Source organism: Amnibacterium sp. (assembly GCF_025463795.1).
Classification (GTDB): Bacteria; Actinomycetota; Actinomycetes; order Actinomycetales; family Microbacteriaceae; genus Amnibacterium.
The window spans coordinates 20,470-47,279 of the sequence record NZ_JAODBE010000076.1 but is presented as its reverse complement, the minus strand read 5'-3'; the positions used below and the strand labels follow the sequence as shown (position 1 = coordinate 47,279).

Here is a 26,810-nt window from a genome sequence, read left to right as displayed (position 1 = left end):
AGACATGGTCGTCTCGCTGAAGCCCCAGTTCCTGCTCGACGGACTCTCGGGAGTGCACACCGAGTTCGTGCGACTCTCGTTCACGAAGACGGAGAACCCGAACAAGCCCGGGCCGGTGCTCATCACCGGTCAGCGCTCGAAGGACGAGGCCGGCGCGGAGGACTACCGCTACCTCCTCCAGCCGAACCTGCTGCTCCGTTGAACCGCCCCACGGATACGGAGAACGGTATGAAGATCGGCCTGGTCGGGCTCGGCAAGATGGGCAACAACATGCGCGCCCGCCTCAAGAAGGCGGGGATCGACGTGGTGGGCTACGACACCAACCCCGACGTCAGCGACGTGGAGGACTACGCGGCGCTCGCCGAAGCCCTTCCCGCGCCCCGGATCGTCTGGGTGATGGTGCCGGCCGGCCGGATCACGGACTCCGTGGTCGACTCCCTCGCCGGGGTGCTCCAGCCGGGCGATCTCGTCATCGACGGCGGTAACACGAAGTTCACCGACGACGAGAAGCATGCGGAGCAGCTCCACGAGCTCGGCATCGACTTCATGGACGTCGGCGTCTCGGGTGGCGTGTGGGGGCTCCAGAACGGCTACGGCCTCATGGTCGGGGGCAGCGACGAGCAGGTGGCGAACGTTCTGCCCGTCTTCGACGCGCTCCGTCCCGAGGGACCGCGCGAGGAGGGCTTCGTGCACGCCGGCCCGGTCGGCGCCGGCCACTACACGAAGATGGTCCACAACGGCATCGAGTACGCGATCATGCAGGCGTACGCCGAGGGCTACGAGCTGCTGCACGCGTCGCCGCACGTCGCCGACGTGCCCGGCACCTTCAAGGCCTGGCAGCGCGGCACGGTCATCCGGTCCTGGCTGCTCGAGCTCATGGTGCGGGCCCTCGACCAGGACCCCGACTTCGAGGACATCGACGGATGGGTCGACGACTCGGGCGAGGGACGCTGGACGCTCGAGGAGGCGATCGAGAACGCGGTGCCCATGCCCGCCATCAGCGCGGCGATCTTCGCGCGGTTCGTCTCCCGCCAGGACGACTCGCCCTCCATGAAGGCGGTCGCGGCCCTCCGCAACCAGTTCGGCGGCCACGCGGTGAAGGCGCACGAGGCGAAGATCGCCCAGGACCTGCATCCGACCAAGTAGGACGGCACCACGGTCGACGCGAGGAGGACGAGGAAGGAGGCGGAGTGCGAGTACTCCGCCTGAGCCTCACCGACTGGCGCAACTACCGCACCGCCGAGATCGAGTTCGTTCCCGGGGCGAACGTGCTCGCCGGCAGCAACGGCCAGGGCAAGACCAACCTCGTCGAGGCCGTCGGCTACCTCACGACCCTGTCCTCGCACCGGGTCGCGGGCGACGCCGCGCTGATCCGGGCGGGCCAGGACAGCGCCGTGATCCGCGCCGTCGTCGTCGCCGGTGACCGGGAGGTGCTGGCGGAGGTGCTGCTCAACCGGACGGGACCGAACAGGGCGCAGGTCAACCGGAGTGCGGTGCGGCCGCGCGAGGTCACGCGGAACGTCTCGAGCGTGCTGTTCGCGCCGGAGGACCTCGCACTCGTGCGTGGCGAGCCGTCGGCCCGCCGGCGGTTCCTCGACGAGCTGCTCGTGCAGCGCACGCCGCGGCTCGCCGGAGTGGTCGCCGACTACGAGCGCGCTGTCAAGCAGCGCAACGGGCTGCTCCGGATCGCACGTGGCGGCGGTGACTTCGGCACCCTCGACATCTGGGACGAACGGCTGATCGCCACCGGCGCGGAGCTGCTCGACGCCCGAACCGAGCTGGCCGCCGAGCTGCAGCCCTACGTGGCCGAGCAGTACGCCGTGCTCGCGGGCGACGACGAGCGCGTGGCGCTCGCGCCGATCCGGTCCATCGACGCCGACGGCACGGAGGGGACGACCGCCGAGCGGTTCGCCGCCGCACTCGCCGCGGCGCGGCGCCGGGAGCTCGACCGCGGGATCACGCTCGTCGGGCCGCACCGCGACGACGTGGCGATCACGGTCAACGAGCTGCCGGCCCGCAGCCACGCGAGCCACGGGGAGTCGTGGTCCGTCGCGCTCGCGCTCCGGCTCGGCTCGGTCGAGCTGCTGCGCCGGGTCCTGCCGACGGGCGACCCCATCGTGATCCTCGACGACGTCTTCGCCGAGCTCGACGAGAAGCGCCGCACCCGCCTGGCCGGCCAGGTCGGTTCCTACGAGCAGGTGCTCATCACCGCGGCCGTGGAGGGGGACATCCCCGGCGTGCTCGCGGGCCGCGTCACGCAGATCCGTGCGGGTGAGATCGTGGGGGAGGTGCCCGCGTGACGGAGACGCCCGGCGGCCCGATGGACGAGGGTCAGCGCGTCTGGCTGCGGCTCCGCGCCGTGTTCGGCGCACCTCGCAAGCGCCGGGAGCCCGCGAAGCCCAAGGGCGAGAGCCTTCCGTTCGGTCGGGGCCGGGATCCGCTGCCGGCCGCGTCGGTGCTCGCCGGCGTCACGGAGGCGCTCGGCTGGCGAACCCCGCTGGCCCAGACCGACCTCACCGCCGCATGGCGGTCGATCGCCGGCGAGGAGACCTCGCGCCACGCGGAGGTCGAGGGCTTCCAGGACGGCGTGCTGCTCGTCCGGTGCGACTCGACGGCCTGGGCGACCCAGCTCGGTCTGATGCGCTCGCAGATCGCGGAACGCATCGCCGCCGACTTCCCGGACGCCGGTGTCGAGAGCATCCGCTTCCTGGGCCCCAACACCCCCAGCTGGAATCACGGTCGCAGATCGGTCCCAGGGCGCGGTCCGCGCGATACCTACGGCTGAGTGGGCTGATTCGGTCACTGCCGGATTTCCGTGGCCGCAGACGGCCGAATCGGGTCGGCCCGGACACGCTGAGGCGGTAGACTGGAGCCGACGATCGGAGTACGGATTCGATGACGGATGACGGACGCGCCGGGCTCGGCGGAGACGGCCTCGAGGACCTCGAAGACACCCGCCAGGACGGTGCGACCGTCGAGGGCGCCCCGAGCGGCGAACCTCTCGCACCGGTGCGACCGGGCGACGACTACGGCGCCGGTTCGATCCAGGTGCTCGAAGGGCTCGAGGCGGTTCGCAAGCGCCCGGGCATGTACATCGGCTCGACGGGCCCCCGCGGACTGCACCACCTCGTGTACGAGATCGTGGACAACGCGGTCGACGAGGCCCTCGCCGGCTACTGCGACACCATCGACGTGCGCATCCTCGCCGACGGCGGGGTGCGGGTCGAGGACAACGGCCGAGGCATCCCCGTCGACGTGCATCCCGTCGAGGGACGCTCCACCGTCGAGGTCGTGCTCACCGTGCTGCACGCAGGCGGCAAGTTCGGTGGCGGCGGATACGCGGTCTCCGGCGGCCTGCACGGCGTGGGCAGCTCCGTGGTCAACGCGCTTTCGGCGCGGCTCCACGTCGAGGTGAAGCGGCAGGGCCACGTCTGGCGGCAGTGGTACGAGAACGGCGTGCCGCTCGCACCGCTCCAGGCCGACGAGGAGGCCGAGGGCACAGGAACCACCGTCACGTTCTGGCCCAACGGCGAGATCTTCGAGACCGTCGAGTTCGACTACGAGACGCTCCGCACCCGGTTCCAGCAGTACGCGTTCCTCAACAAGGGCCTCACCATCCGGCTCGCCGACGAGCGCACGACGCAGCCCGTCGAGGGCGAGGTGGACGAGAACCGGATCGACCGCTCCGTCGTGTTCCGCTACGAGCGCGGCCTCGTCGACTACGTCGAGTACCTCAACTCCACGAAGAAGACGGATCTGGTCAACCCCGAGGTCATCTCCTTCGAGTCCGAGGACACCGAGCGGCGCATCTCGCTCGAGGTCGCCATGCAGTGGACCACCGCGTACAGCGAGAGCGTCCACACCTACGCGAACACGATCAACACGCACGAGGGCGGCACGCACGAGGAGGGCTTCCGTGCGGCGCTCACCACGTTGATGAACCGGTACGCCCGCGAGAAGGGCCTGCTCAAGGAGAAGGACGACAACCTCTCCGGCGACGACGTGCGCGAGGGCCTCACCGCGGTCATCTCCGTGAAGCTCGGCGAGCCGCAGTTCGAGGGGCAGACCAAGACGAAGCTCGGCAACACCGAGGCGAAGACCTTCGTGCAGCGCGTCGTGAGCTCCCAGCTCGTCGACTGGTTCGACAGCCATCCGGTGCAGGCGAAGGACATCATCCGCAAGGCCCAGCAGGCCGCGACCGCGCGGCTCGCCGCGCGCAAGGCGCGGGACGCCACCCGCCGCAAGGGCGTGCTCGAGAGCGCGTCGATGCCCGGGAAGCTGAAGGACTGCCAGACACGGGACGCCTCCCAGGCGGAGATCTTCCTCGTCGAGGGCGACTCGGCCGGCGGCTCGGCGGTGCGTGGCCGCAATCCGGAGAACCAGGCGATCCTCGCCCTCCGCGGCAAGATCCTGAACGTCGAGAAGGCGCGGCTCGACCGCGCGCTCGCGAACCAGGAGATCCAGGCGATGATCACGGCGTTCGGTTGCGGTATCGGCGACGACTTCGTGGCCGAGAAGGCGCGGTACCACAAGATCGTGCTGATGGCGGATGCCGACGTCGACGGCCAGCACATCACCACGCTGCTGCTCACGCTGGTCTTCCGATTCATGCGGCCGCTGATCGAGCTCGGCTACGTGTACCTCGCGCAGCCGCCGCTGTACCGGCTGAAGTGGAGCAACTCCGCGCACGAGTACGTCTACAGCGACCGGGAGCGCGACGCGATGCTCGCCGACGGCGTCGGCCGGGGCAAGCGGATCCCGAAGGAGAACGGGATCCAGCGCTACAAGGGCCTCGGTGAGATGGACTACCAGGAGCTGTGGGAGACCACGATGAACCCCGAGACGCGCACGCTGCTCCAGGTGACGCTCGAGGACGCGGCGGCCGCGGACGAGACCTTCTCGACCCTCATGGGCGAGGACGTGGAGTCGCGTCGCACCTTCATCCAGAAGAACGCGAAGGACGTGCGCTTTCTGGACATCTGAACGCGGACAGCGTTCAGGCATCCAGGGGTCGAGGAGCGGCGCACGATCGCGCCGCGTCACGAAACCCGGAAGGCCGAGCCCCGTCATCAGCGACCACGGCTCTAGAGCAACGAAGGAACTCTCATGACCGACCGCATCGAACAGGTCGACCTGCAGCTCGAGATGCAGCGGTCGTACCTCGACTACGCGATGAGCGTGATCGTGCAGCGCGCGCTGCCCGAGGTGCGCGACGGCCTGAAGCCCGTGCACCGCCGCGTCATCTACGCGATGTACGACGGCGGCTACCGGCCCGACCGGGCGTTCAGCAAGTGCGCCCGCGTGGTCGGCGACGTGATGGCGCAGTTCCACCCGCACGGCGACAGCGCGATCTACGACACCCTCGTGCGGCTCGTGCAGGACTGGAGCCTGCGCTACCCGCTCGCGCTCGGGCAGGGCAACTTCGGCTCACCCGGCAACGACCCGGCGGCCGCCCCGCGGTACACCGAGACGAAGATGGCCCCGCTCGCGCTCGAGATGGTGCGGGACATCGAAGAGGACACGGTCGACTTCCAGGACAACTACGACGGCCGCACCCAGGAGCCCGTCGTCCTGCCGAGCCGGTTCCCGAACCTGCTCGTGAACGGGTCCGCCGGCATCGCCGTCGGCATGGCCACGAACATCCCGCCCCACAACCTCCGCGAGGTCGCGGCCGGTGCGCAGTGGGCGCTCGAGCACCCCGACGCCACTCGCGAGGAGCTGCTCGCGGCGCTGATGGAGCGCATCAAGGGCCCGGACTTCCCGACCGCCGCCCAGATCCTCGGCACCAAGGGGATCCAGGACGCGTACCGCACCGGCCGCGGCTCGATCACGATGCGGGCTGTCGTCAACGTGGAGGAGATCCACGGGCGCACCTGCCTCGTCGTCACGGAGCTGCCCTACCAGGTGAACCCGGACAACCTCGCGATCAAGATCGCGGAGCTCGTGAACGACGGCCGGATCAACGGGATCGCCGACATCCGTGATGAGACCTCCGGCCGCACCGGGCAGCGGCTCGTCATCGTGCTCAAGCGCGACGCCGTGCCGAAGGTCGTGCTGAACAACCTCTACAAGCACACCCCGCTGCAGGACAACTTCGGCGCCAACATGCTCGCTCTCGTCGACGGGGTGCCGCGCACCCTCGCCCTCGACGGCTTCATCAGCGCCTGGGTCGACCACCAGGTCGAGGTCGTCGTGCGGCGCACGAGGTTCCGGCTGCAGAAGGCCGAGGCGGACGCCCACATCCTGCGCGGCTACCTCAAGGCGCTCGACATGCTCGACGAGGTCATCGCGCTCATCCGCCGGTCGCCGACCGCGGACGAGGCCCGCGACGGCCTGATGACCCTCCTCGACGTCGACCAGGTGCAGGCGACCGCGATCCTCAGCCTCCAGCTGCGCCGGCTCGCCGCCCTCGAGCGGCAGCGGATCATGGACCAGGCCGCCGAGCTCGAGCGGCTCATCGCCGAGTACCAGGCGATCCTCGCGTCGCCGAGCCGCCAGCGGGAGATCATCTCGGAGGAGCTCCAGGCGATCACGGACCGGTTCGGCGACGAGCGGCGCACCGAGATCCAGTACGGCTTCGACGGCGACATGACCATCGAGGACCTCATCCCGGACGAGGAGGTCGTGGTCACCGTCACCCGCGGTGGCTACATCAAGCGCACGCGCAGCGACCAGTACCGGTCGCAGCGGCGCGGAGGCCGTGGCGTGCGCGGCGCGCAGCTGCGGGCCGACGACGTCGTCGAGCACCTCTTCGTCACCTCGACGCACCACTGGCTGCTGGTCTTCACGAACGCGGGCCGCGTCTACCGGGTGAAGACCTGGGAGGTGCAGGAGTCGAGCCGCGACGCGAAGGGGCAGCACATCGCGAACCTGCTCGCGATGCAGCCGGACGAGCGCGTCGCGCAGATCCTCGACATCCGCGACTACACCGTCGCGCCGTACCTCGTGCTCGCCACCCGCGGCGGCCTCGTCAAGAAGACCGCCCTCGCGGAGTACGACACGAACCGAACCGGCGGCATCATCGCGCTCAACCTGCGCGAGGGCGACGAGCTGATCCAGGCGTTGCTCGTGGGCGAGGCGTCGGACGTGCTGCTCGTGTCCCGCAAGGGCATGTCGGTGCGGTTCCGCGCCGACGACGACGCCCTGCGCGCCATGGGACGCAGCACCTCCGGTGTGATCGGCATGCACTTCCGGGGCGACGACCAGCTGCTCGCCGCCCGCGTCGTGTCGGACGAGGGCTTCGTCTTCGTCGTCACGGAGGGCGGGTTCGCCAAGCGCACGGCCGTCGACCAGTACCGGCTGCAGGGTCGCGGCGGGCTCGGGATCAAGGTCGCGAAGCTCGCCGAAGCGCGGGGCGATCTGGCTGGCGCCCTGATCGTCGACGAGACGGACGAGGTGCTCGTCGTGCTCGAAAGCGGTAAGGTCGTGCGCTCGGCTGTCTCCGAAGTTCCCGCCAAGGGCCGCGACACGATGGGCGTGGTGTTTGCGCGGTTCGCTGAGGATGACAGAATCATCGCCATCGCCCGGAACAGCGATTCGACACTGGAGGCGCGCGAACCTGATGACCTCGGTCAAGACGTCAAGTCGCCCGTCGGGCACGACCTCGTCGGCGAGTAGTGTCGGCGAGAAGCTCTCGCTGAAGTCGTCGAAGCCGATGCCGCCCAAGCAGGTGCGCCTGAAGCTGGTGTACATCGACTTCTGGTCGGCGGTGAAGTTCTCCTTCCTGATCTCCGCCGCGATCGGTGTCGTGATCTTCGTCGCGGTCATCCTGATCTGGACCGTGCTCGCCTCCACCGGCATCTTCGACTCCATCAGCAAGCTCGCCGGCGACGTCTCGGGGCAGAAGAACTTCTCGCTGAACAGCGTGATCTCCTTCGCGCAGGTGATGGGCTTCACGCTCGTCATCGCGGCCCTCAACGTCGTCGTCGGCACCGTGCTCGGCGCGATCGCCTGCCTGCTCTACAACCTGAGCGTGCGGGTCTCCGGCGGGATCCTCGTCGGTTTCACCAACCAGTGACGGACTGGTAGATTCGATTCCCGGCCCGCGAGGGCCGCGCGGCTCCCAGCCGCACTCGGGGCTATAGCTCAGGCGGTTAGAGCGCTTCGCTGATAACGAAGAGGTCCCAGGTTCAAGTCCTGGTAGCCCCACGCGTTGATGGTCTTCGATCCGTACACGGATCGAAGACGTCGCGGGCAGTCCGCTTCGGGCCGGCGCGGCGGCCCTCCGCTCCTATCGCTAGGACGGCACACGGTATCGCTCGGTGCTCTTCTCCTTCGTGGTGGCTGGTGGCCGGAACGTATGCTGGGTCCGTAGGTCGAGCGACTTGTTCGCTCGACCGGAGTGCCGACGACGTCTTGGACGCGCTTGCGTGTCCAAGACCGACAAGCACGGGGGCATAGCTCAGTTGGTAGAGCACCTGCTTTGCAAGCAGGGGGTCAGGGGTTCGAGTCCCCTTGTCTCCACCGGTCGGTTCTTCGGGTCTCGGAGATGCGGCCGCCGCGTCGGTCGCATCGGAGCGTCGGCGGCGTGCGCCGCAGGAGCGGCGGCGCACCGGTCGGCGCAGTGCACCTGCTTTGCAAGCAGGGGGTCAGGGGTTCGAGTCCCCTTGTCTCCACCGCGGGACGGCCGTCCGGAAGGGCGGCCGTCCCGCGGTGGTCGCGAGTGATCGAGAAGCGTGGGTCACGGCGTCAGTCGATCCACCGTCGACCCGCCTGCACGGGTTGCCCTTTGCCGATCCCCTCGTCATGCTCGAAGTCCGTCTCCCGTCGACCGCGAAGAGGAATCGAGATGTCCCGACTCGCGTGGGTGGCGCCCGCGTGCGTCCTCGCCGCCGTCGTGGCCGTACCCCTGCTCGGGACCCCGGCGTTCGCGGACGATCCGGCGTCCTCGCCGTCGCCGTCGGTGACCTCGTCGGCACCGCCGGTTCCCGTGCTGCCCACGCCGTCGCCCAGCGCGTCGCCGGCGGCCCCGGTCACGCAGCTGCGGGCGGCCGTCGACACGGCAGGCAACCTCGTCGTGACCTGGCACGCCGGACCCGGTGACACCTCGTTCACGGTCACGGCGACGGCCGCCGCCCACCGCCATCGCGTCGACGCGACCGGCACCAGCGCGTCCTTCTCCGGACTCCCGGCCGGAGCGACGGTGCAGGTGGCGGTCGTCGCCCACGGCGCCGGCGGCGACTCCGCGCCCGTGATGATCACGGGCGCGATGCCGTCCGCCGTGCCCGTCGTGACCGGTGCGACGATGAAGGCGGTGGCCGCAGGCCTGCTCGTCTCCTGGCAGCCGTCCCCGCACGTGGCCGTGGGCACGCGCTACCTCGTCGAGCTCCACGGCGCCGACGGCACGGTGCGCTCGCGCATGGTGACCGGCACCGGCGTCACCGTCACCGGGCTGACCCCCGGGCGCCTCTACACCGGCGCGGTCACGGCGGTCACGGATTCGGGGCGGAGCTCCGCCGTGCCGCTCGACGGCGTCGTCTGGGCCCCTCCGACCGCGCCCGCGGCAGGACCGATCGCCGCGCAGCCCCCGTCCGCGACTGCGGCCCCGTCCGCGACTGCGGCTCCGCACACCGCGGCCCCGGCGCTCGCGGACGCTCCCACCCGGCGCACCCTGGTCTCGTCGCCACTCGCCGCCGCTGGTCTCGCCGGCCTGGCGGTGCTGCTCGGCGGCATCGCGATCGGCCTGCTGCTGCGCCGACCGAGGAGCGGTCCGTCCACCCCCGCAACAGGGACGAGCCCGCTCGTCCGCGCACCGCACCCCTGACCCGTCGCCTGCTCGACGGAGATCCTGCCGTCGATCGGATCGGCTCCGAGCGTCGCCGTGCGGCAGGATCTCCGCCGGTTGCGGGCAGCGGCTCAGATCAGGGCGTCGGTGAGGTGGTTCGGGGTGCCGAAGCGGTGCGCCGTGATGCTGATCGACTGCTCGTGCAGGAACGGCAGCAGCTCGAGACGTCCGGCGGTCGTGACGGGATCGGCCCAGACGGCGAGATCCGGATCACCCCGGGCCGCGGTGAGCAGCGCGGTGGCCGTCCCACCGATCACCCGCACGCGGCCGGTGAGCACCGGCGACTCCTCCACCGGGTGGGAGATGTGGAGTCCGTCCAGCAGCGCGGTGACGGCGGCCGGGAGCGGCGTCGCGCTCGACACGGCGAGCGCAGCGCCGGACCGGGCACCTGCCGCCAGCACGCGCAGCACGTCGCGCTGCGCCGCTTCCGCCTCGATGCGCACGGTGACCGGCACCGGACGGTACCGGAGCAGGTTGCGCTCCGCGGAGAGCCCCTGCAGCTCGCGCGCGACCCCGAACTCCTGCCGCCAGGCCTGCTCGTCCGAGCGGGCGCCCGCGGCGACGAACTCGTCGGCGGCCACGGTCACGATGCGCTTCACGGGACCGGCGAGGGTCACCTCCGGCACATCGGCGACGCCGTCCGGCGCCCAGGAGCCGAGACCGATGAGATAGTTCGGACCGCCCGCCTTGGTGCCGGGGCCCACCGAGGAGCGCTTCCAGCCCCCGAACGGCTGGCGGCCGACGATCGCACCGGTCGTGCCCCGGTTGACGTAGCAGTTGCCCGCCTGCACCGCGTCGAGCCAGGTGGCGATCTCCTGCGGCTCCAGGGACTGGATTCCCGCCGTGAGACCGAACGCCACAGCGTTCTGCAGCGCCACCGCCTCCTCCACGGAGCCGGCGGTCATGAGGCCGAGCACAGGGCCGAAGTACTCGGTGCGGTGGAAGGGCGATCCGGGACGGACCCCGGTCCGGATGCCGGGGGACCAGAGCCGGCCCTCGGCATCGAGCTGCTTCGGCTTCAGCAGCCACCGCTCGCCGGGACCGAGCCGGGTGAGCCCCTCCAGCAGCTTGCCCACGGCGGGCTCGATCACGGGGCCCATCTGCGCCGTCGGCTCCCACGCCGGTCCGACGGTGAGCGAGCCGACGGCGTCGACGAGCTGCCCGAGGAAGCGCTTCGACTCGGCGACCGGTCCGACGAGGATCGCGAGGCTCGCCGCGCTGCACTTCTGGCCGGCGTGGCCGAAGGCGCTGCTCACCATATCCTTGACGGCGAGGTCGAGGTCGGCGGACGGCGTGATCACCATCGCGTTCTTGCCGCTCGTCTCGGCGAGCAGGCGCAGATCCGGTCGGAACGAGCGGAACAGCTGCGCGGTCTCCCACGCGCCGGTGAGGATGACCCGGTCGACCCGCGGATCCGCGATCAGCGACGATCCGAGCTGCTGCTCCTCGACCTGCACGAAGGCGAGGACGTCCTCCGGGACGCCCGCCGCCCAGAGCGCCTCCGCGAGCACCGCTCCGCACCGGCTGGCGGGGCCGGCCGGTTTCAGCACGACCGCGCTACCGGCGGCGAGGGCCGCCAGCACGCCGCCGGCCGGGATCGCGACGGGGAAGTTCCAGGGCGGAGCGACGACGGTGAGCCGCGCCGGGGTGAACCGGGCGCCGTCCACCGCCTCGAGCTCGAGCGCGGTCGCGGCGTAGTAGCGGGCGAAGTCGGTCGCCTCGCTCACCTCGGGGTCGGCCTGGTCGATGGTCTTCCCGGCCTCGCTCATCATCACCTCGACGAGCTCGCCGCGGCGCTCCGCGAGGAGGTCGCCGGCGCGCTGGAGGACCGCGGCCCGCTCGGCTGCGGGCCGGGCTCCCCAGGCCTCACCTGCCGCACGAGTGCGGTCGAGCACGGCGTCGAGCCGCGCCTGCTCGGTCACGGTGTGCGATTCGAGGGTCTCGACCCCGAGCCGTGAGTCCTTCGCGCGGCCGTGGATCCCCTTCGCCCAGTCGCGGTGCTCGTCGACGGACGGGTCCGTGTCGACGGCGTTCCTGAAGGGGTCGTCGACGCCGTGCGGCCGGTCCTGACGGGGCACGCGATGCGGCGCCGGCACCTGCTCGTCGAGCAGGGCGAGGGAGGTGAGGAAGCGCTGCCGCTCGCGCTCGAAGAGGTCTTCGCGGGTTGCGAGGTCGAACACCGAGGACATGAAGTTCTCGTCGCTCGCCCCCTCCTCGAGGCGGCGGATGAGGTAGGCGATGGCCACGTCGAACTCGCGCGGGTGCACGACGGGTGTGTAGACGAGCAGCCCGCCGACGTCCCGGCGAACCGCGTCGGCCTGGCCGGTCGCCATGCCGAGCAGCATCTCGAAGTCGATGCCGTCGCGCACGCCACGATCGCCCGCGAGCAGCCAGGCGTGGGCGACGTCGAAGAGGTTGTGCCCGGCGACCCCGACCTTGACGGCGTCGATCCGCTCCGGCGTGAGGGCCCAGTCGAGCACGCGTTTGTAGTTGGCGTCGGTCTCGGCCTTCGTGTGCCAGGTGGCGAGCGGCCAGTCGTGCAGCGACGACTCGACGCGCTCCATCGGCAGGTTGGCGCCCTTGACGAGCCGCACCTTGACGGGCGCTCCGCCGCGGCCGCGCCGTGCGGTCGACCAGTCCTGGAGCCGGATCATCGCGCCGAGGGCGTCGGGCAGGTACGCCTGGAGCACGATGCCGGCGGAGTAGCCGAGGAACTCGGGCTCGTCGAGGAGGCGCTGGAAGACCGCGAGCGTGAGGTCGAGGTCCTTGTACTCCTCCATGTCCAGGTTGATGAAGGTGCTGCGGCGCTGGGCCTCCCGGTAGAGCGGGCGGAGGCGGTCGACGATGTCGGCGACCGCGGCGTCGAACGCCCATGGGCTGTGCGGCGTCACGGCGGCCGAGACCTTGATCGACACGTAGTCGACGTCGGGCCGCTGCACGAGCGCCGTCGTGCCCGCCAGGCGCCGGTCGGCCTCGGCGGCGCCGAGGACCGCCTCGCCGAGGAGGTTGAGGTTCAGGCGCACGCCACGGGAGCGGATCCGCTCGATGGCCGGTCCGAGCCGCTTCGGCGTCGCGTCGATGATGAGATGCGACACCATGCCGCGCAGGGCGATCCGCGCGGCAGGCACGACGATGCCGGGGAGCACCGGCGCCAGGAGGCCGCCGAGACGGACGGCCAGCTTCAGCGGCAGCGGCAGGAACGACGGCACGTCCGGCGCGATCGCCGCCAGCCGCTTGGCCGCAGCCCTGAGGTCCTCCGGCCGCACCACGCCGTCCACGAACCCGACGGTGAAGCCGAGCCCCTTCGGGTCGCGCAGCACGCCGGCCAGCCGCGCCGCGGACGCGTCGGGCTTCTCGGCCGCAGCACGAGCGAGCCAGCTGCGGACGAGCTCCGTCGATCGGGCGGCGAGGTCCTGCTCGGACTCAGGGACGTCTGATGAGGCGCGCGGGCCCGAGACGGTCGTCATGCATCCATTGTGCGATGCCGGAGGTGGAGGCGCTGAACACCGGGCACGTTCCTGCCGCGCGGCGCAACGGAACGTCCGATCGAGGTCGGATCGCGATGTTTCGTGGCGCGGCCGGAACCGCTGCGGATCAGGCCGCGGGCGTGGTCGGCGCGGAGGTGTCGGGCTCGTCGTCGGCGACCCAGAGGTCGTCGTCCGCGCGGAGCGTCTGCCACACGGCGTAGGCGATGCCGGCGATCGCGGCGATGCCGAGCAGGACGCCGATCGTGCCGCCGACGCCGAGGCCGCCACCCGACCGGCCCTTGGCCGCCTTGGCGGCACCCTTCGCGGCCAGAACGGCCGCCGCGGTCTTCGCCGCGGCCTTCTTGTCGGCCTTGTGGCCCTGCTTCGTGATCGCGCTGACGGCGGCCGCGGCCTTCTTCGCCCTGTCGCCGGTGAAGCCGAGACGGTTGGACGCCTCGTCGGCGAGCGTGAGGGCCGCTGCGGCGGCGCTGCTGACAGCCGGCACGACCGTGCCGAAGACCGTGTCCTTCGCGGTCGAGGCCGCGACCTTGCCGGCGGCCGCGCCGACGACGGCGCCCCGCTCGACGAGCGGCCTCACCCGGTCCTCGTAGACCGTCGCGGCGGTGGGCCCGACGCGACCCTTCGCGTACTCCGTGGCGTGCGGCCAGGCCACCTTCGCGACGACGTTGGCCCGATTGAGCAGACGCTGCTGATCGCTCCACAGCTGCTGCTGGTCGGCCCAGAGCTGCTGGGCGTCGTGCCTCAGCTGCTTGAGCTGCTTCTGCTTCTGCTTCTCGCGCGAGGCCATGACATCTCCTGCTTCCTCGTCGGTGCCGTGGGCACGGCGTGGCGATCGATCGAACCCATCCTGGCATCGAGGCCGCTGCGCGGCACCTGAAAGTTCCGGATCCGTATCGACTGCTCGCGCGGGACGCTACCCCGCCCGGATGGGAGACTGACCGCATGACGAACACCACCGCCACCGCTGTGCTGCACACCACCCAGGGTGACATCCGGGTGAACCTGTTCGGCCTCCATGCGCCGAAGACCGTCAAGAACTTCGTCGGCCTCGCGACGGGCACGCAGTCGTGGCGCGACCCCCGCACGGGCGAGGAGCAGACCGGACCGCTCTACAAGGACCTGGTGTTCCACCGCATCATCCCCAACTTCATGATCCAGGGCGGCGACCCGATCGGCACCGGTACCGGCGGCCCCGGCTACGAGTTCGACGACGAGATCACCTCGGAGCTCGACTTCACGAAGCCGTACATGCTCGCGATGGCGAACGCCGGCAAGCGCGGCGGTCGCGGCACGAACGGCTCCCAGTTCTTCATCACGACTGCAGCCACGACCTGGCTGCAGGGCGCGCACACGATCTTCGGCGAGGTCGCCGATGCCGAGAGCCGCGCGGTGGTCGACAAGCTCGCCGCCGTTCCCACGGACCGCTCCGACCGACCGCTCGAGCCGCAGATGCTGTCCGGCGTCACCGTCGATCCGACGTGAGCGGCGTCCGCGCCGACGCCCGGCGGGCCTGGCGTCGCAGCGCGAAGTACCGCCCGCACACCGCGACCGGCTGGATCGTGGTGATCACGATCGTCGCCTACCTGATCGAGCTCGCCGCGGTCGGCCCCGTCCTCGGCGCCTTCACCTACGCCCCGGCGTACTCGCTGCCGTCGACGGGTGTGCCGTTCGAACCGTGGCGGATGCTCACCTCCGTGCTGCTGCACGCGCCGATCGGCCCAGGGCTCGGGGTGATCGGGCTCACCCACATCGGCTTCAACATGTACGCCGTCTACCTGTTCGGCCGGCCGCTCGAGAACCTGATCGGCTCGGGCCGCCTCGTGGCCCTCTACGTGCTCTCGGGCCTCGGGGGCTCGGTCGCCGTGCTGTACGCCGCCTTCGTCGGGCTCATCGGCGCGGGCACCAGCGTGTACGGCGCATCCGGCGCCGTGTTCGGCATCCTGGGGGCCTCGGCCGTCATCCAGCGGCGCCTCGGCATCGACGTGCGCTACCTGTACCTGCTGATCGCCATCAACTTCGCGCTCGCGTTCTTCGTGCCCGGCATCGCCTGGCAGGCGCACGTGGGCGGCCTCGTCGTGGGGGCGGTCACCGGCTGGGTGTTCGTCGCCAACCGCGGTCCACGGCGGCGCAACCGCGCCGCGCTCGCCGGCGCGGCGATCGGGGCCGTCCTGGTCGTCCTGGCGGTGGCCCCCGCGGTCGTGTCCGCGGCCGTCGCCTGATCGGTCTCCACGGCGGTTCCCCAGCCCGTCCACGAAGTTATCCACAGGTCCACCCACAGTGTGGACGGAATCACAGGGCTGGGATTCGACCCCTGTTCGAGGGGCCGCCGCCGCTTCGGTCGGGGGAACCTCGCACGGCACAGGCCGGAGACCGGGCCGTTCCGCCGGGGAAGGGGAGCTACGCCGGTCACGCGCCGGCGAGGTGGGCGCGCACGAAGCCCTGGTCGTGCCGTTCCCGGGCCGCCGCGCGGCGCACGACCTCATCCACAGCGAATCCGCCCCCGCCGAGGCGGTTCGCGACGTCCTGTGGATCGTGCAGCACGGCGGTGGTCGTCGCCTCGGTGCCGTACCCGCGCTCGATCCTGCGGGTGCCGGTCCCTGCCTGGAACCCCAGCAGCACGACACCGCCCGGCCGGAGCACCCGGGCCAGCTCGCTGACCACCGGGTCGAGCCGCGCGGCTGGGGTGTGGATGATCGAGTACCAGGCGAGGACGCCGTCGACGGTCGCATCGGGGACCGGCAGCGCGGCGAGCCCGCCGACCTCGAACCGCGTCTCGGGGAACCGAGCTCGGGCGATCGCGAGCATGCCCGGGGACGGGTCGAACCCGATCGAGCGCAGCCCGGCGTCCTGGAGCAGCCGGGTGAGGCGGCCCGTCCCGCAGCCCGCGTCGAGCACCACCGCGTCCGCCGTCGCGGCGACGTCGCGGGCGAACGCCGTCAGGAGACCGAGATCGACCGGTTGCTCCGCCGTGGGTCCCGGGAGCAGCTCGGCGTACCGCGGTGCCACGGCGTCGTAGAACCGCCGGACCTCGTCCTCCGAGCGCATCCCTCAGCGAGGGTGCAGGACGGTCAGCGCCACCAGAGGGTCATCAGGAACCCGACGAAGGCGATCCCGAACCCGACGAGGATGTTCCAGCTGCCGATGCCCGCGATCGGGAACTGCGCGCTGCTGATGTAGAAGACGACGATCCAGGCGAGCCCGATGAGCATGAAGCCGAACATGATCGGCTTGAACCACACCGGGTTGGGCGCGTCGTCGCCGGCGAACCGGCGCTCGTCCCGCTTCGCGGGCGCTGTCGTCCGAGGGGTGCGGGCCATGACGGGGAGTGTAGCAACGCCCCCGGAGGGGGTCGCGGGCACGGCTCGTGCGTGTCCGGCCCTCGAAGGGGGCGCCTACGATGGCGAGGATGACCCGGGTGCTCGTGATCGACAACTACGACAGCTTCGTCTACACGTTGAACGGGTACCTCCGGCAGCTCGGCGCCGAGACCGAGGTCGTCCGGAACGACGTGCTCGCGGCGGACGGGCTCGCCGTCGCCCTGCACGACTTCGACGGCGTCCTCGTCTCACCCGGACCGGGCAGGCCTGCGGACGCCGGCGTCTCCGTGCCGATGGTGCACGCGGCGGTCGAGGCGGCGGTGCCGCTGCTCGGCGTCTGCCTCGGCCATCAGGCGATCGCCGAGGCCTTCGGCGGCGTCGTGACCAACGCCGAGGAGCTCATGCACGGCAAGACGAGTCAGGTCGTCCACGACGACAGCCGGCTCTTCGACGGCGTCCCGCAGCACTTCACGGCGACTCGGTACCACTCCCTCGCGGTCGTCGACGGCACCGTACCCGACGAGCTCACCGTCACGGCCCGCACCGAGGGCGGCGTGATCATGGGGCTGCAGCACCGCAGCGCCCCCGTCTACGGCGTCCAGTTCCACCCGGAGTCGGTGATGACCGAGGGCGGCCACCGGCTGCTCGCCAACTGGCTCGCGGCGGTCGGGGACGATCAGGCGGTCGCGCGCGCCGAAGGGCTCGACCCGCGGCTCACGAGCCGTCGCAGACGTTCAGCGTGACCGTCGAGCCCTGCGGCACGGCGCCCGCAGGCTGCTGCTGACCGATGATGACGTCGGAGGCGGCGCCGCAGCCCCCGATCCCCACGACGTCCGGCGTGAGGCCGAGGTCGGTGAGGTCGGCCGAGGCCTCGCTCTTCGGCTTGCCGATCTCGCTGCTCAGCTGCACCTGACCGTCGGAGATCGTGAGGTTCACGGACGACCCGGTCGGTACCGACGTGCCGTCGGAGGGATCGGCGCCGATGACCACGTTCTTCGGCACATCGGGCGAGTGCTGCGTCGTGATCGACCCGTTCGTGAGGCCCGCGGTGGTGATCGCCTGCTGGGCGGCCTCGAGGGAGAGGCTCTTCAGGGTCGGGACGGTGACCTTGGGCACCCCGGTCGACACCCACACCTCGACGGTCGTGTTCTGCTGCACCGCCGCGCCGCCGCCGGGACTGGTGCGCACCACCTCGCCCGACGGCACCTCGGTGTTCGCCGTGTGATGGACGAGCGGATGCAGGTCGAGCTTGTCGAGGGCCGTCACGGCGCTCGTCTCGGTGGACCCGGCGAGGCCGGACGGGACCGTGCGCCGATCCGCCCCGAACCCGCCGGTGGAGAGGCTGATCACCCAGAGCGCGACCGCGAGCACGACGACGGCGACGCAGAGCACGCCCGCCCAGATCCACGCGATCGGCGGCCGGTTCGACGTGGTCACGTGCTCGAAGTCGTCGAACGCGAGCTGGCGCACCGTGGACTCCGGCGTCTCCACCGCGCCGCCGAAGAGGTCCGTGGTCGGATCGATGACGGGCAGCCGGGCCGCGGGTGTCCGGCCGGCGACGACGGCCTCCACATCCGCCCGGAACTCGTCCGCCGACTGGTAGCGGTGGTTCTTGTCCTTCTCGAGCGCCCGGAGCACGACGGCGTCCATGCCCTCGGTGACGCGCGGGTTCAGCGCGGAGGGCGGCATGGGCGGCTCGCTCACGTGCTGGTAGGCCACGGCGATCGGGCTGTCGCCGCGGAACGGCGGCACCCCGGTGAGCATCTCGGAGAGCACGATGCCGGTCGAGTAGAGGTCGCTGCGAGGATCGACCGTCTCGCCCTTGGCCTGCTCGGGCGAGAAGTACTGGGCCGTGCCGAGGATGGCGGTCGTCTGGGCGACCGTCGCCGACGAGTCGCTGATGGCCCTCGCGATGCCGAAGTCCATGACCTTGACCTGCCCGGACCGGGTGACCATCACGTTGCCGGGCTTGATGTCGCGGTGCACGACGCCGGCCTCGTGGGAGTACTCGAGGGCGGTGAGGATGCCCGACACGATGTGCCCGGCCTCGGCGGCCGTCATCGGACCGTCCTTGATGAGGTCCTTCAGCAGCTTGCCGTCGACGAACTCCATCACGATGAACGGCAGCTGGGCCTCGCCGCCGCCGGACTCGAGCACCGTCTCCTCGCCCGCATCGAAGACGCGGACGATCGTCGGATGCGTCATGCGGGACGCGGACTGGGCCTCCTGGCGGAACCGGAGGCGGAAGGTCGGGTCGTTCGCGAGGGACGAGCGCAGCAGCTTGATCGCGACCCGCCGGCCGAGCCGCTGGTCCATGCCGAGGTGCACCTCGGCCATGCCGCCGCGCCCGAGGAGCTGCTCGACGCGGTAGCGGCCGGCGAGCAGCCGTTCGCCGGATTCGAGGTGCGCGATCCGCCCGCCGGGTGCGCTCCCGAGATCGCTCATGCTCACTTGGGGAGGATGCCGTCGGACTTGCTCGGGGCGGGGGTCGGCGTGGTGGGCGCCGGGGTGCTGGCCGGCTGCTCGACCTGCACCGAGAGGGGGGGCGAGTAGGCCGAGTCCTTCGATCCGCAGTAGACCTTGTACTTGACCTTGATCGGGCCGCTGCCGGCGTTCCCGGTCGGGATCGTGATCTCGGTCGCGTTCCGGCCCTCGGCCGTGTCACCGTTCGACGCCGCACCGCTCACCGTGACCGTGTAGCCGGAGCGGGACTGCCCGGCCGGGCAGGCGTTGTAGACGGGCCAGGAGACCGTGATGCTGCTGTTCGCCTTCACGGGCTGGGACGACGGGTCGGCCAGGACCGGCGCGGAGGACGGCGCCTGCGCGGTGGCGGTCTCGCCGTAGTAGGTCACCGTGATGGAGGACCCCTTCGGTACGTTGCCGGACCGGCTCAGGTCGTAGACGTTCCCGACATCGGCATCGGTGGGCGCCGCGTCGCCCTTCTGCGGCGTCGGGTCGAGGCCGAGGGCCTTGAGGTTCGACACGACCTGCGCGTAGGGCTTGCCCACGTAGTCGGCCTGGTTGATGGTGACGTTGCCCGAGCCGGTCGAGCTGGCAGAGACGCTCGCGGATGCGGACGGGCGGGTGGAGGCGGACGGCGAGGTGGAGTTCTTCGCCGCCGTGTTCGAACCCGCGAACTGCGACACCGCCCACGCGATCACGACGATCACGAGCAGCAGGATGAGCGCGACGAGCGGCCAGGTCCACGGGCTGCGGCGGCGCCGCGGCTCCTCGGGTCCGCCGTCCGCGGGGAACGGGCTCGTCGTCGTCGCCGTCGGCGGTCCGGCGTACGCCGCACCCGCCCCGGCGGCGCCCGCCGCCGGCACACCGAGCAGCGTGGTCTCGAACCCCGGCGCCTGCGTGGGCAGCACGGTGGTGGCACCCTCGGCCTGCAGCGCCATCGTGGGTGCGGCGACACCGGCGGGCAGCACCGCGGGCACGGCGGAGGCGGCGGCGAGCACGTCGCCGCGACGCAGGGCCTGCGCCGCCCGGGCGAGCAGCGCGGTCGTGGTGGGCCGCTCGGACGGGGCCTTGGCGATGCACGCCATGACGAGCCGGCGGACGGGCTCGGGAATGCTCGTGGGCAGATCGGGCGGGGTGTCGTTGATCTGGGCCATCGCGATCGCGACCTGCGACTCCCCGGTGAAGGGGCGGTGGCCCGCGAGGGCCTCGTAGGCGACGATGCCGAGGGAGTAGATGTCCGTCGCGGGTGACGCGGGCTGGCCGCTCGCCTGCTCCGGCGACAGGTACTGCACCGTGCCCATCACCTGGCCCGTGGCGGTGAGCGGCACCTGGTCCGTGATGCGGGCGATGCCGAAGTCGGTGATCTTCACGCGGCCGTCGGGCGTGACGAGCAGGTTGCCCGGCTTGATGTCGCGGTGCACGAGGCCCGCGGCATGCGCGGCCTGCAGGGCCATCGCGGTCTGCGCGACCACGTCGAGCACGCGGTCCGGCGGCAGGGTGTGCTCCCGCTCGAGGATCGAGGACAGCGGCTCACCGGGCACGAGCTCCATGACGAGGAACGCGGAGCCGTCCTCCTCGCCGTAGTCGTAGACGTTGGCGATGCCCTCGTGGTTCACGAGTGCGGCGTGGCGCGCCTCCGCCCGGAAGCGCTCGAGGAACCCCGGGTCGCCGAGGTACTCGTCCTTCAGGATCTTGATGGCGACGGGACGCCCGATGACGAGGTCCGTGGCCTCCCACACCTCGCCCATGCCGCCGATGGCGACGCGGGACGACAGCTCGTAGCGGCCCCCGAAGGTGAGCCCGGCGACCGGTCTCATTTGTTCAGCACCGCCTCCATGACCTTCTTGGCGATGGGCGCGGCAACGAGGTTGCCGTACCCGGACTGGCCGAGCCCGCCACCGTTCTCGATCACGACCGCGACCGCGACCTTCGGGCTCTTCGCCGGAGCGAAGCCCGTGAACCAGAGCGTGTAGGGATCGTTCGCCCCGTTCTGCGCGGTGCCCGTCTTGCCGGCCACGTCGACCCCGTTGATTCTGCCATTGGTCGCCGCCCCCGTGGCCACCGACGAGACCATCATGTCGGTCACGGCGTTCGCCGTCGCGGAACTCACCGGTTGCGAGAGCTGCTGGGGCGTCATCTGCTCCACCGTGTCGAGGGTCGGGCTCAGCACGCGCTTCACCAGGTTCGGCTTCATCAGCACGCCATCGTTGCCGATCGCGGCCGAGACCATGGCCATCTGCATCGGCGTGACGCGATCCTCGAACTGGCCGAAGGCGGTCTGGGCGAGCTGAGCCTTGTCGAGGCCCTTCGGGTACACCGACGGCGTGACGCTCAGGGGGATGGACAGCGGCTTGCCGAATCCGAACTTCGCGGCCTGCTGGGCGATGGCCTGCTCGCCGAGCTGGTCGCCGAGCTCGGCGAAGGGGATGTTGCAGGAGAGGCTCAGGGCCAGCTTGAGGGTCGCCTTCGGGCCGGTGCCGCACACCTCGCCCTGGGAGTTCTGGATCACGAGCGAGGTGCCCGGCAGCGTCAGGGAGTTCGGGCTGTCGAACTGGCTCGACTCGGTGTACTTCCCGCTCTCGAGCGCGGCGGACGACACGACGAGCTTGAAGGTCGATCCCGGCGGGTTGAGGGCCCCGGCGATCGCCCGGTTCGTCAGGGGGCTCGGGCTCTGGTTCAGCAGCTGGTTGTAGGCCTTCAACGCGGCCGAGTCGTGCACCGCGATGCGGTTCGGGTCGAAGGACGGCTTGGACACCATCGCGAGCACCGCTCCGGTCGACGGGTCGAGCGCCACGACCGCGCCGCGCTGCGTGCCGAGCGCGTCGAAGGCGGCCTTCTGCACCTTCGGATCGATCGTCAGCTCCACCGAGTCGCCCTTCGGATCCTGTCCGGTGACGATGCTCTGCAGCCGGTCGAAGACCTGGTTGCTGCCGGTGCCCGCGAGCTTCGCGTCGAGCGCGCCCTCGATCCCGGTCGGTGCACCGTTCACCGGGAAGTAGCCCGTCACGGCGGAGTAGAGCGGCCCGTCGAGATAGGTGCGCTGGAACTGATACTCGTCCTTCGACTCCTTCTTCGACACGACGATCGCCTTGCCGTCCGACGTGAGGATCTGGCCGCGCTGGATCTTGTACTCGTCTGCGCGGGCCCGGGCGTTGCGGGAGTCGGAGCCGAGGGCGTCGGCCTGGAAGACCTGGATGATCGACGAGGCCGCGAAGAGGGCCACGAACATCACGATCACGAGGGCGCTGATGCGCTTGAGTTCCCGATTCATCAGATCACCGTCCTGGGGGAGCTGCGGATGGTGTCGGAGATGCGCAGCAGCAGCGCCGCGATCATCCAGTTCGCGACGAGCGAGGAGCCGCCCGCCGCGAGGAAGGGTGTGGTGAGCCCGGTCTCGGGGATCACCCGCATCACGCCGCCGATGACGATGAAGCACTGCAGCGCGAACACGAAGGACAGGCCGACGGCGAAGAGCTTGCCGAAGTCGTCCGGCCCCGAGAACCCGATGCGGAGGCCGCGGGAGACGAAGAGCAGGTACAGGCAGAGCACCGCGAAGAGCCCGACGAGCCCGATCTCCTCGCCCAGGGAGGCGATGATGAAGTCGCTGTCCGCAGCAGGCGTGAGGTCGGGACGGCCCTGGCCGAGGCCCGTGCCGAAGAGGCCGCCGTGGGCGAGGCCGAAGATCCCGTTCACGATCTGGTAGCTGCCGCCCACCTCGTTGTAGAGGTTCCCGGAGAACGCGTCGAGCCAGTTCGTCACCCGGCCCTGCACGTAGGTGAGCACCTGCGCAGCGGCCCACGCGCCGGCGCCGGCGAGCAGCAGGCCCAGGACGATCCAGCTCGTGCGGCCGGTCGCGACGTAGAGCATCGCGACGAACATGCCGAACAGCAGCAGACCGGTGCCGAGGTCGTGCTCGAACACGATCACGGCGAGGGCGAGCGCCCACACCACGACGATCGGGCCGAGGTCGCGGCCGCGCGGCAGGCGGACGCCGAGCACCTTGCGGCCGACCATCGCCAGGGAGTCCCGGCGCGCGACGAGGAAGCCCGCGAAGAACATCGCCAGTGCGATCTTCGCGATCTCGCCCGGCTGGAAGTTCAGGGGTCCGACGTGGATCCACACCGCGGCGGTCACGTTCGACAGCTTCAGGCCCGGCACGAGCGGAAGCAGCAGCAGCACGATGGCCACGAGCATCGCGATGTACGTGTAGCGCTGCAGAGCGCGATGGTTGCGCACGAGCAGGACGGTGACGATCGCCGCGCCGACGCCGAGCGCGGTCCAGAGGATCTGCCTCGTGCCGTCGTCCGAGTGGTTCGCGACGCCGGTCGGCGTGAGGTCGATCCGGTAGATCTCGGCGATGCCGAGCCCGTTCAGCGTGGTCGCGATCGGCAGGATGAACGGGTCCGCATCCCTGGCCGTGAATCGCAGCACGACGTGCATCGCGAGCACGAGGCCGGCGAGGCCCGCGGCGAGGGTCAGCAGATGGGTGTCGATGTGGCCGCGGGCGCCGAGCTGCACCAGCAGGATCGCCGACGCCGACACCGCGAGGGCGAGCAGCAGCAGGCCGAGCTCGATGTTCCGCAGCCGGGTCGACGGCTTGGTGACCGGGACGCGGTCGTCCGCGACCCTCGTCAGCGTGGTGGTGGCTCCCGGGTCAACCACTCGAGCCCTCCCTCGCGTTCTCGACGATGCGCTGGGCGGCCGCGAGGCTGTCGGCGCTGATGGTGCCGTCGATCTGCTCGAGCGCGTAGCCCGACAGGGCCGACCGGGTGAGGTCGGTGTCCTGCACGACGTGGCTCAGCGCGACGGGACCGACCGACGCCTGCACGCCCTGGTAGATCGCCACACGGTCGCCGTCGAACCCGACGTAGTACCGGGTCTGGGTGTAGCGGTAGGCGGTGACGACGCCGACGACGAGCGCCGCGAGCAGCGCGGCGATCGCCGCCAGCCAGATCAGGCGGCGTCGCCAGATGCGGCGGCGGTCCTCGCGGACGAGGGCGTCGAGGTAGTCCTCCGAGTCGGGCACGAAGCTCGCCTCCGGCGGCTGCGCCCGAAGCGGGTGGAGGAGCAGGGCCGGCAGGCGCCCGTGCTGCCGGGCGCCGTCGCCGGTGTCGAACTCGAGAGGCTCTGCCGCCGCGCCGACGATCGCCGCCCGCGACGCGTCCTCGCCGCCGTGGTCGATGTCGACGACGATCGCCGTGACGTTGTCGGGGGCGCCGCGGTCGAGCGCCTCCTCGACGAGGGCCTCGCAGGCGCCGCGGGCCGAGTCGGCGTCGGCGAGGAGCGCACGGATCCGCTCCTCGCTCACGTAGCTGGACAGGCCGTCGGAGCAGAGCATCCAGCGATCGCCCGGAACCGTGCCGAGGATGCCGGTGTCGATCTCGGGGGACTGGTCGATGTCGCCGAGCACGCGCATCAGCACGCTGCGGCGCGGATGCACGGCCGCCTCCTCCGGCGTGATGCGGCCCGTCTCGACGAGGCGCTGCACGAACGTGTGGTCGTTCGTGATCTGGCTGAGCTCGCCGTCACGGAGCAGGTAGATGCGGGAGTCGCCGATGTGGGCAGTGGCGACCGCGTCGCCCACGCGCACGAGGGCGCTCACCGTGGTGCCCATGCCCGTGAGCTCGGGATGCTCGTAGACGGCCTCGCTGATGAGCTGGTTCGCGGCGACGAGCGACGCCTGCAGGGCGAACTCGGCCTCCTGCGGGTTCGCGAAGTCGAGCCGGTCGGTCTGCGCGATGCGGTTCACCGCGATCGCGGAGGCGACGTCGCCGCCCGCGTGCCCGCCCATGCCGTCCGCGACCACGAACAGCTGGACCCCGGCGTATCCGGAGTCCTGGTTGTTCGTCCGCACGCGACCGACGTGCGAGACCGCTGCGCCTGCGGTGACGATGGTCATGCCCTCACGCACGGAGCTCGAACGTGGTCGCGCCCACCTTCACCGGTACGCCGAGGGGCACCTGCGTCGGCGAGTCGATGCGCTGCCCGTCGACGAACGTGCCGTTCGTCGAGTCGAGGTCCTGGACCACCCAGTCGGACCCCCAGAGGAGCAGCCGGGCGTGGTGGGTGGACGTGTAGTCGTCGCGGATCTGCAGGCCCGCGTCGCTCGCCCGGCCGATCGTGAGGGGCTCGGCGCCGAGCGGGATCTCGAGTCCCGCCTTGCCCCCGGACGTGATGACGAGCCGGGTCGCCGGGCCGGTGTGCGCGGGCTCCTGGACGGGGATGCCGGCGCCCGGTGTGACGGGCGAGGTGGGCAGGGACTGCACCGCCGGCGGGGCGGCGGCGGGGGCCGCGCCTGCGAACCGCGCCTGCTCGGGGAGCCGGCGCACCCGGCCGCCGAAGAGGTCGCTGCGCAGCGCGTACACGACGGCGAACACGAACACCCAGAGCAGTGCCAGGAACGCCACCCGGAGCACGAGCAGCGTGAGCTCGCTCACCGGCCGCTCCGGGGGTGCGCGACGAGCCGGAACACGATCGTGGTGCGGCCGATCTGGAGCACGGAGTCGTTCGGCAGCGCGGCCCGCGTGAGCCGGGCGCCGTTGAGTGTGGAGCCGTTCGTGGACCCGAGGTCGCGGGCCTCCGCCTGCCGTCCGTTCCACAGGACCTCGAGGTGCTTGCGGCTGATGCCGGTGTCCTCGACGGTGATGTCGGCGTCCGTGCCCCGCCCGATGACGGTGCGCGCGCCGATGGGGTAGCGCCGGCCGTCGATCTCGAGCACGGGCGCCCAGTCGACCTCGACCCGCTCGGTGGACGACTCCACCTCGAGCATCCCGACGGCGAACGACTCCGTCGGCTCGAGGGTGATGACGGGCGGGGAGGCCATCTGGTAGCGCTGCTCGGCCACGTAGCGGGTGAGCAGCTCGGTGAGCTCGTCGATCAGCGGCTGCCCGAGCGCGGCCATCGCCAGATGGTCGGCCTCGCTCATCCGCACGACGAACCGGTTCGGCACGAGGATGCGGTCGCGTGCCACCGGTGACGCGTGCGTGTCGACCTCGCGGCGCAGCGCGGCGGTGATCTCCACGGGCTGCAGCCCGGAGCGGAACGTCCGGGCGAAGGCGCCGTTGACGGCACGTTCGAGCCCGCGCTCGAAGCTGTCGAGGATGCCCACCGTCGTCGAGTCCCTGTCCTGTCGCCGCGGCCGCTCCCGCGATTTCGGTCGGGACAGGGTAGCGCGGGCACCTCTGGCGGACCGCTGGTGGACCCCGCGCGCCTCAAGGAGGAATCGGCCGCCGTGCTACTCTCGTCGACCGGCGCCGCGCGAGCGGGGTCGGCCACGCGCGAGTGGCGGAATAGGCAGACGCGCACGGTTCAGGTCCGTGTGCCCGAAAGGGCGTGGGGGTTCAACTCCCCCCTCGCGCACGACACGGAGGCCTCGGGGCGACCCGGGGCCTTCGTCGTTCCCGGCGGTCACGGCCCGTTCGCGGTCGCTGCGGCTACGGTTCGCGGTGATCCGGTGCGCGCGAGGCGACCGGCGGAGGATCGGAGCCCGCATGAGCATCGGAACCGGTGTCGTACTCGTCGTGATCGGCGCGATCCTCTACTTCGCGGTCCACGTGACGGTCTCGGGGATCGATCTCCCGACGGTCGGCCTCATCCTGATGGCCGCCGGCGCGATCGTCTTCGTGATCGGGCTCATCCTGCTGTTCAGCCGGCGCCGCACCGTCTCCGTGGCCCGGTCGAGCGTGGATCCGGCGACCGGCTCCCGGGTCGAGCGCCGGGACGTCGACGGCGGCCCGCTCGCCTGAGCGGCGAACAGGA

General features: G+C 71.1%; 22 protein-coding genes, 3 tRNA genes and 1 pseudogene. 15 read left to right on the top strand and 11 right to left on the bottom strand.

The annotated features are described in order from the left end of the window. From JWQ92_RS07650 to JWQ92_RS07605, 10 genes and pseudogenes are all read left to right on the top strand, one after another. A pseudogene (locus tag JWQ92_RS07650) lies at positions 1–202 on the top strand (DNA polymerase III subunit beta); the annotation flags it as partial. A 26-nt stretch (positions 203–228) separates the two neighbouring features. Next, complete coding sequence (gnd, locus tag JWQ92_RS07645) at positions 229–1,146, top strand: phosphogluconate dehydrogenase (NAD(+)-dependent, decarboxylating) (protein ID WP_297343865.1); 918 nt, start codon at positions 229–231, stop codon at positions 1,144–1,146. Between the two features lie 44 nt (positions 1,147–1,190). Then, entirely contained in the window at positions 1,191–2,300 is a 1,110-nt protein-coding gene (gene recF / locus JWQ92_RS07640) for a DNA replication/repair protein RecF (RefSeq protein WP_297343864.1), read from the top strand. Next, positions 2,297–2,785 (top strand): DUF721 domain-containing protein, encoded by a 489-nt coding sequence (locus JWQ92_RS07635; RefSeq protein WP_297343863.1) that lies wholly within the window; start codon positions 2,297–2,299, stop codon positions 2,783–2,785. The genes recF and JWQ92_RS07635 overlap by 4 nt, the downstream gene beginning before the upstream one ends. A 110-nt stretch (positions 2,786–2,895) precedes the next feature. Next, a complete protein-coding gene (gene gyrB / locus JWQ92_RS07630) occupies positions 2,896–4,983 on the top strand; it encodes a DNA topoisomerase (ATP-hydrolyzing) subunit B (RefSeq protein WP_297343862.1) in 2,088 nt (695 codons plus the stop codon). A gap of 123 nt (positions 4,984–5,106) precedes the next feature. Further along, a complete protein-coding gene (gene gyrA, locus JWQ92_RS07625) occupies positions 5,107–7,617 on the top strand; it encodes a DNA gyrase subunit A (protein ID WP_297343861.1) in 2,511 nt (836 codons plus the stop codon). Next, the gene (locus JWQ92_RS07620) at positions 7,562–8,017 is read left to right on the top strand and encodes a DUF3566 domain-containing protein (RefSeq protein ID WP_297343860.1); all 456 of its coding nucleotides are present in this window, start codon (positions 7,562–7,564) and stop codon (positions 8,015–8,017) included. Before gyrA ends, JWQ92_RS07620 begins: the two co-directional genes overlap by 56 nt. Before the next feature lie 57 nt (positions 8,018–8,074). Then, positions 8,075–8,148: transfer RNA gene (locus tag JWQ92_RS07615), tRNA-Ile, on the top strand. Between the two features lie 242 nt (positions 8,149–8,390). Continuing rightward, a tRNA-Ala gene (locus tag JWQ92_RS07610) sits at positions 8,391–8,463 on the top strand. A 325-nt stretch (positions 8,464–8,788) separates the two neighbouring features. Then, positions 8,789–9,763 carry a fibronectin type III domain-containing protein gene (locus JWQ92_RS07605; protein ID WP_297343859.1) on the top strand — a complete coding sequence of 325 codons (975 nt, stop codon included), beginning with the start codon at positions 8,789–8,791 and terminating at the stop codon, positions 9,761–9,763. A gap of 92 nt (positions 9,764–9,855) precedes the next feature. Here JWQ92_RS07605 and JWQ92_RS07600 read toward each other — a convergent pair whose 3' ends face one another. Then, positions 9,856–13,251: a proline dehydrogenase family protein gene (locus JWQ92_RS07600; RefSeq protein WP_297343858.1), complete on the bottom strand. Its 3,396-nt coding sequence runs from the start codon at positions 13,249–13,251 to the stop codon at positions 9,856–9,858. 127 nt (positions 13,252–13,378) lie between these two features. Continuing rightward, complete coding sequence (locus JWQ92_RS07595) at positions 13,379–14,059, bottom strand: hypothetical protein (RefSeq protein ID WP_297343857.1); 681 nt, start codon at positions 14,057–14,059, stop codon at positions 13,379–13,381. 155 nt (positions 14,060–14,214) lie between these two features. Between JWQ92_RS07595 and JWQ92_RS07590 the strand changes: the two genes are divergently transcribed. Together JWQ92_RS07590 and JWQ92_RS07585 are read left to right on the top strand one after the other, a co-directional pair. Then, on the top strand, positions 14,215–14,754 hold the full coding sequence (locus JWQ92_RS07590) for a peptidylprolyl isomerase (protein WP_297343856.1): 540 nt from the start codon (positions 14,215–14,217) through the stop codon (positions 14,752–14,754). Next, the gene (locus JWQ92_RS07585) at positions 14,751–15,491 is read left to right on the top strand and encodes a rhomboid family intramembrane serine protease (RefSeq protein WP_297343855.1); all 741 of its coding nucleotides are present in this window, start codon (positions 14,751–14,753) and stop codon (positions 15,489–15,491) included. The genes JWQ92_RS07590 and JWQ92_RS07585 overlap by 4 nt, the downstream gene beginning before the upstream one ends. Positions 15,492–15,678: 187 nt before the next feature. Here the strand turns inward: JWQ92_RS07585 and JWQ92_RS07580 are convergent, their stop codons facing one another. Together JWQ92_RS07580 and JWQ92_RS07575 are read right to left on the bottom strand one after the other, a co-directional pair. Then, positions 15,679–16,317 carry a class I SAM-dependent methyltransferase gene (locus JWQ92_RS07580; RefSeq protein WP_297343854.1) on the bottom strand — a complete coding sequence of 213 codons (639 nt, stop codon included), beginning with the start codon at positions 16,315–16,317 and terminating at the stop codon, positions 15,679–15,681. A 23-nt stretch (positions 16,318–16,340) separates the two neighbouring features. After that, positions 16,341–16,589 (bottom strand): cell division protein CrgA, encoded by a 249-nt coding sequence (locus JWQ92_RS07575; RefSeq protein WP_297343853.1) that lies wholly within the window; start codon positions 16,587–16,589, stop codon positions 16,341–16,343. Between the two features lie 89 nt (positions 16,590–16,678). Here JWQ92_RS07575 and JWQ92_RS07570 point away from each other — a divergent pair, with 89 nt between their 5' ends. Continuing rightward, positions 16,679–17,332, top strand: a complete 654-nt coding sequence (locus tag JWQ92_RS07570; protein ID WP_297343852.1) for an aminodeoxychorismate/anthranilate synthase component II — start codon at positions 16,679–16,681, stop codon at positions 17,330–17,332. Here the strand turns inward: JWQ92_RS07570 and pknB are convergent. The 7 genes from pknB to JWQ92_RS07535 are packed head-to-tail and all read right to left on the bottom strand — an operon-like array spanning position 17,304 to position 26,160. Then, complete coding sequence (gene pknB / locus JWQ92_RS07565; RefSeq protein ID WP_297343870.1) at positions 17,304–19,034, bottom strand: Stk1 family PASTA domain-containing Ser/Thr kinase; 1,731 nt, start codon at positions 19,032–19,034, stop codon at positions 17,304–17,306. The genes JWQ92_RS07570 and pknB overlap by 29 nt on opposite strands. Before the next feature lie 2 nt (positions 19,035–19,036). Then, entirely contained in the window at positions 19,037–20,869 is a 1,833-nt protein-coding gene (locus JWQ92_RS07560; protein ID WP_297343851.1) for a serine/threonine-protein kinase, read from the bottom strand. Beyond that, positions 20,866–22,323: a penicillin-binding protein 2 gene (locus JWQ92_RS07555; RefSeq protein ID WP_297343850.1), complete on the bottom strand. Its 1,458-nt coding sequence runs from the start codon at positions 22,321–22,323 to the stop codon at positions 20,866–20,868. The genes JWQ92_RS07560 and JWQ92_RS07555 overlap by 4 nt, the downstream gene beginning before the upstream one ends. Continuing rightward, positions 22,323–23,687 (bottom strand): FtsW/RodA/SpoVE family cell cycle protein, encoded by a 1,365-nt coding sequence (locus JWQ92_RS07550; RefSeq protein ID WP_297343869.1) that lies wholly within the window; start codon positions 23,685–23,687, stop codon positions 22,323–22,325. The genes JWQ92_RS07555 and JWQ92_RS07550 overlap by 1 nt, the downstream gene beginning before the upstream one ends. A 19-nt stretch (positions 23,688–23,706) precedes the next feature. Then, complete coding sequence (locus JWQ92_RS07545) at positions 23,707–24,951, bottom strand: Stp1/IreP family PP2C-type Ser/Thr phosphatase (RefSeq protein ID WP_297343849.1); 1,245 nt, start codon at positions 24,949–24,951, stop codon at positions 23,707–23,709. Positions 24,952–24,955: 4 nt separating this feature from the next. Next, positions 24,956–25,489: an FHA domain-containing protein gene (locus JWQ92_RS07540; protein WP_297343848.1), complete on the bottom strand. Its 534-nt coding sequence runs from the start codon at positions 25,487–25,489 to the stop codon at positions 24,956–24,958. Beyond that, positions 25,486–26,160, bottom strand: coding sequence for a DUF3662 and FHA domain-containing protein (locus JWQ92_RS07535; protein WP_297343847.1), 675 nt, complete (start codon positions 26,158–26,160; stop codon positions 25,486–25,488). The genes JWQ92_RS07540 and JWQ92_RS07535 overlap by 4 nt, the downstream gene beginning before the upstream one ends. A gap of 167 nt (positions 26,161–26,327) precedes the next feature. On the opposite strand from JWQ92_RS07535, the gene JWQ92_RS07530 reads away from it, so the two are divergent. Both JWQ92_RS07530 and JWQ92_RS07525 read left to right on the top strand, forming a co-directional pair. Next, a tRNA-Leu gene (locus tag JWQ92_RS07530) sits at positions 26,328–26,411 on the top strand. Between the two features lie 131 nt (positions 26,412–26,542). Further along, the gene (locus JWQ92_RS07525; protein WP_297343846.1) at positions 26,543–26,797 is read left to right on the top strand and encodes a DUF6458 family protein; all 255 of its coding nucleotides are present in this window, start codon (positions 26,543–26,545) and stop codon (positions 26,795–26,797) included. Positions 26,798–26,810 lie beyond the last annotated feature (13 nt).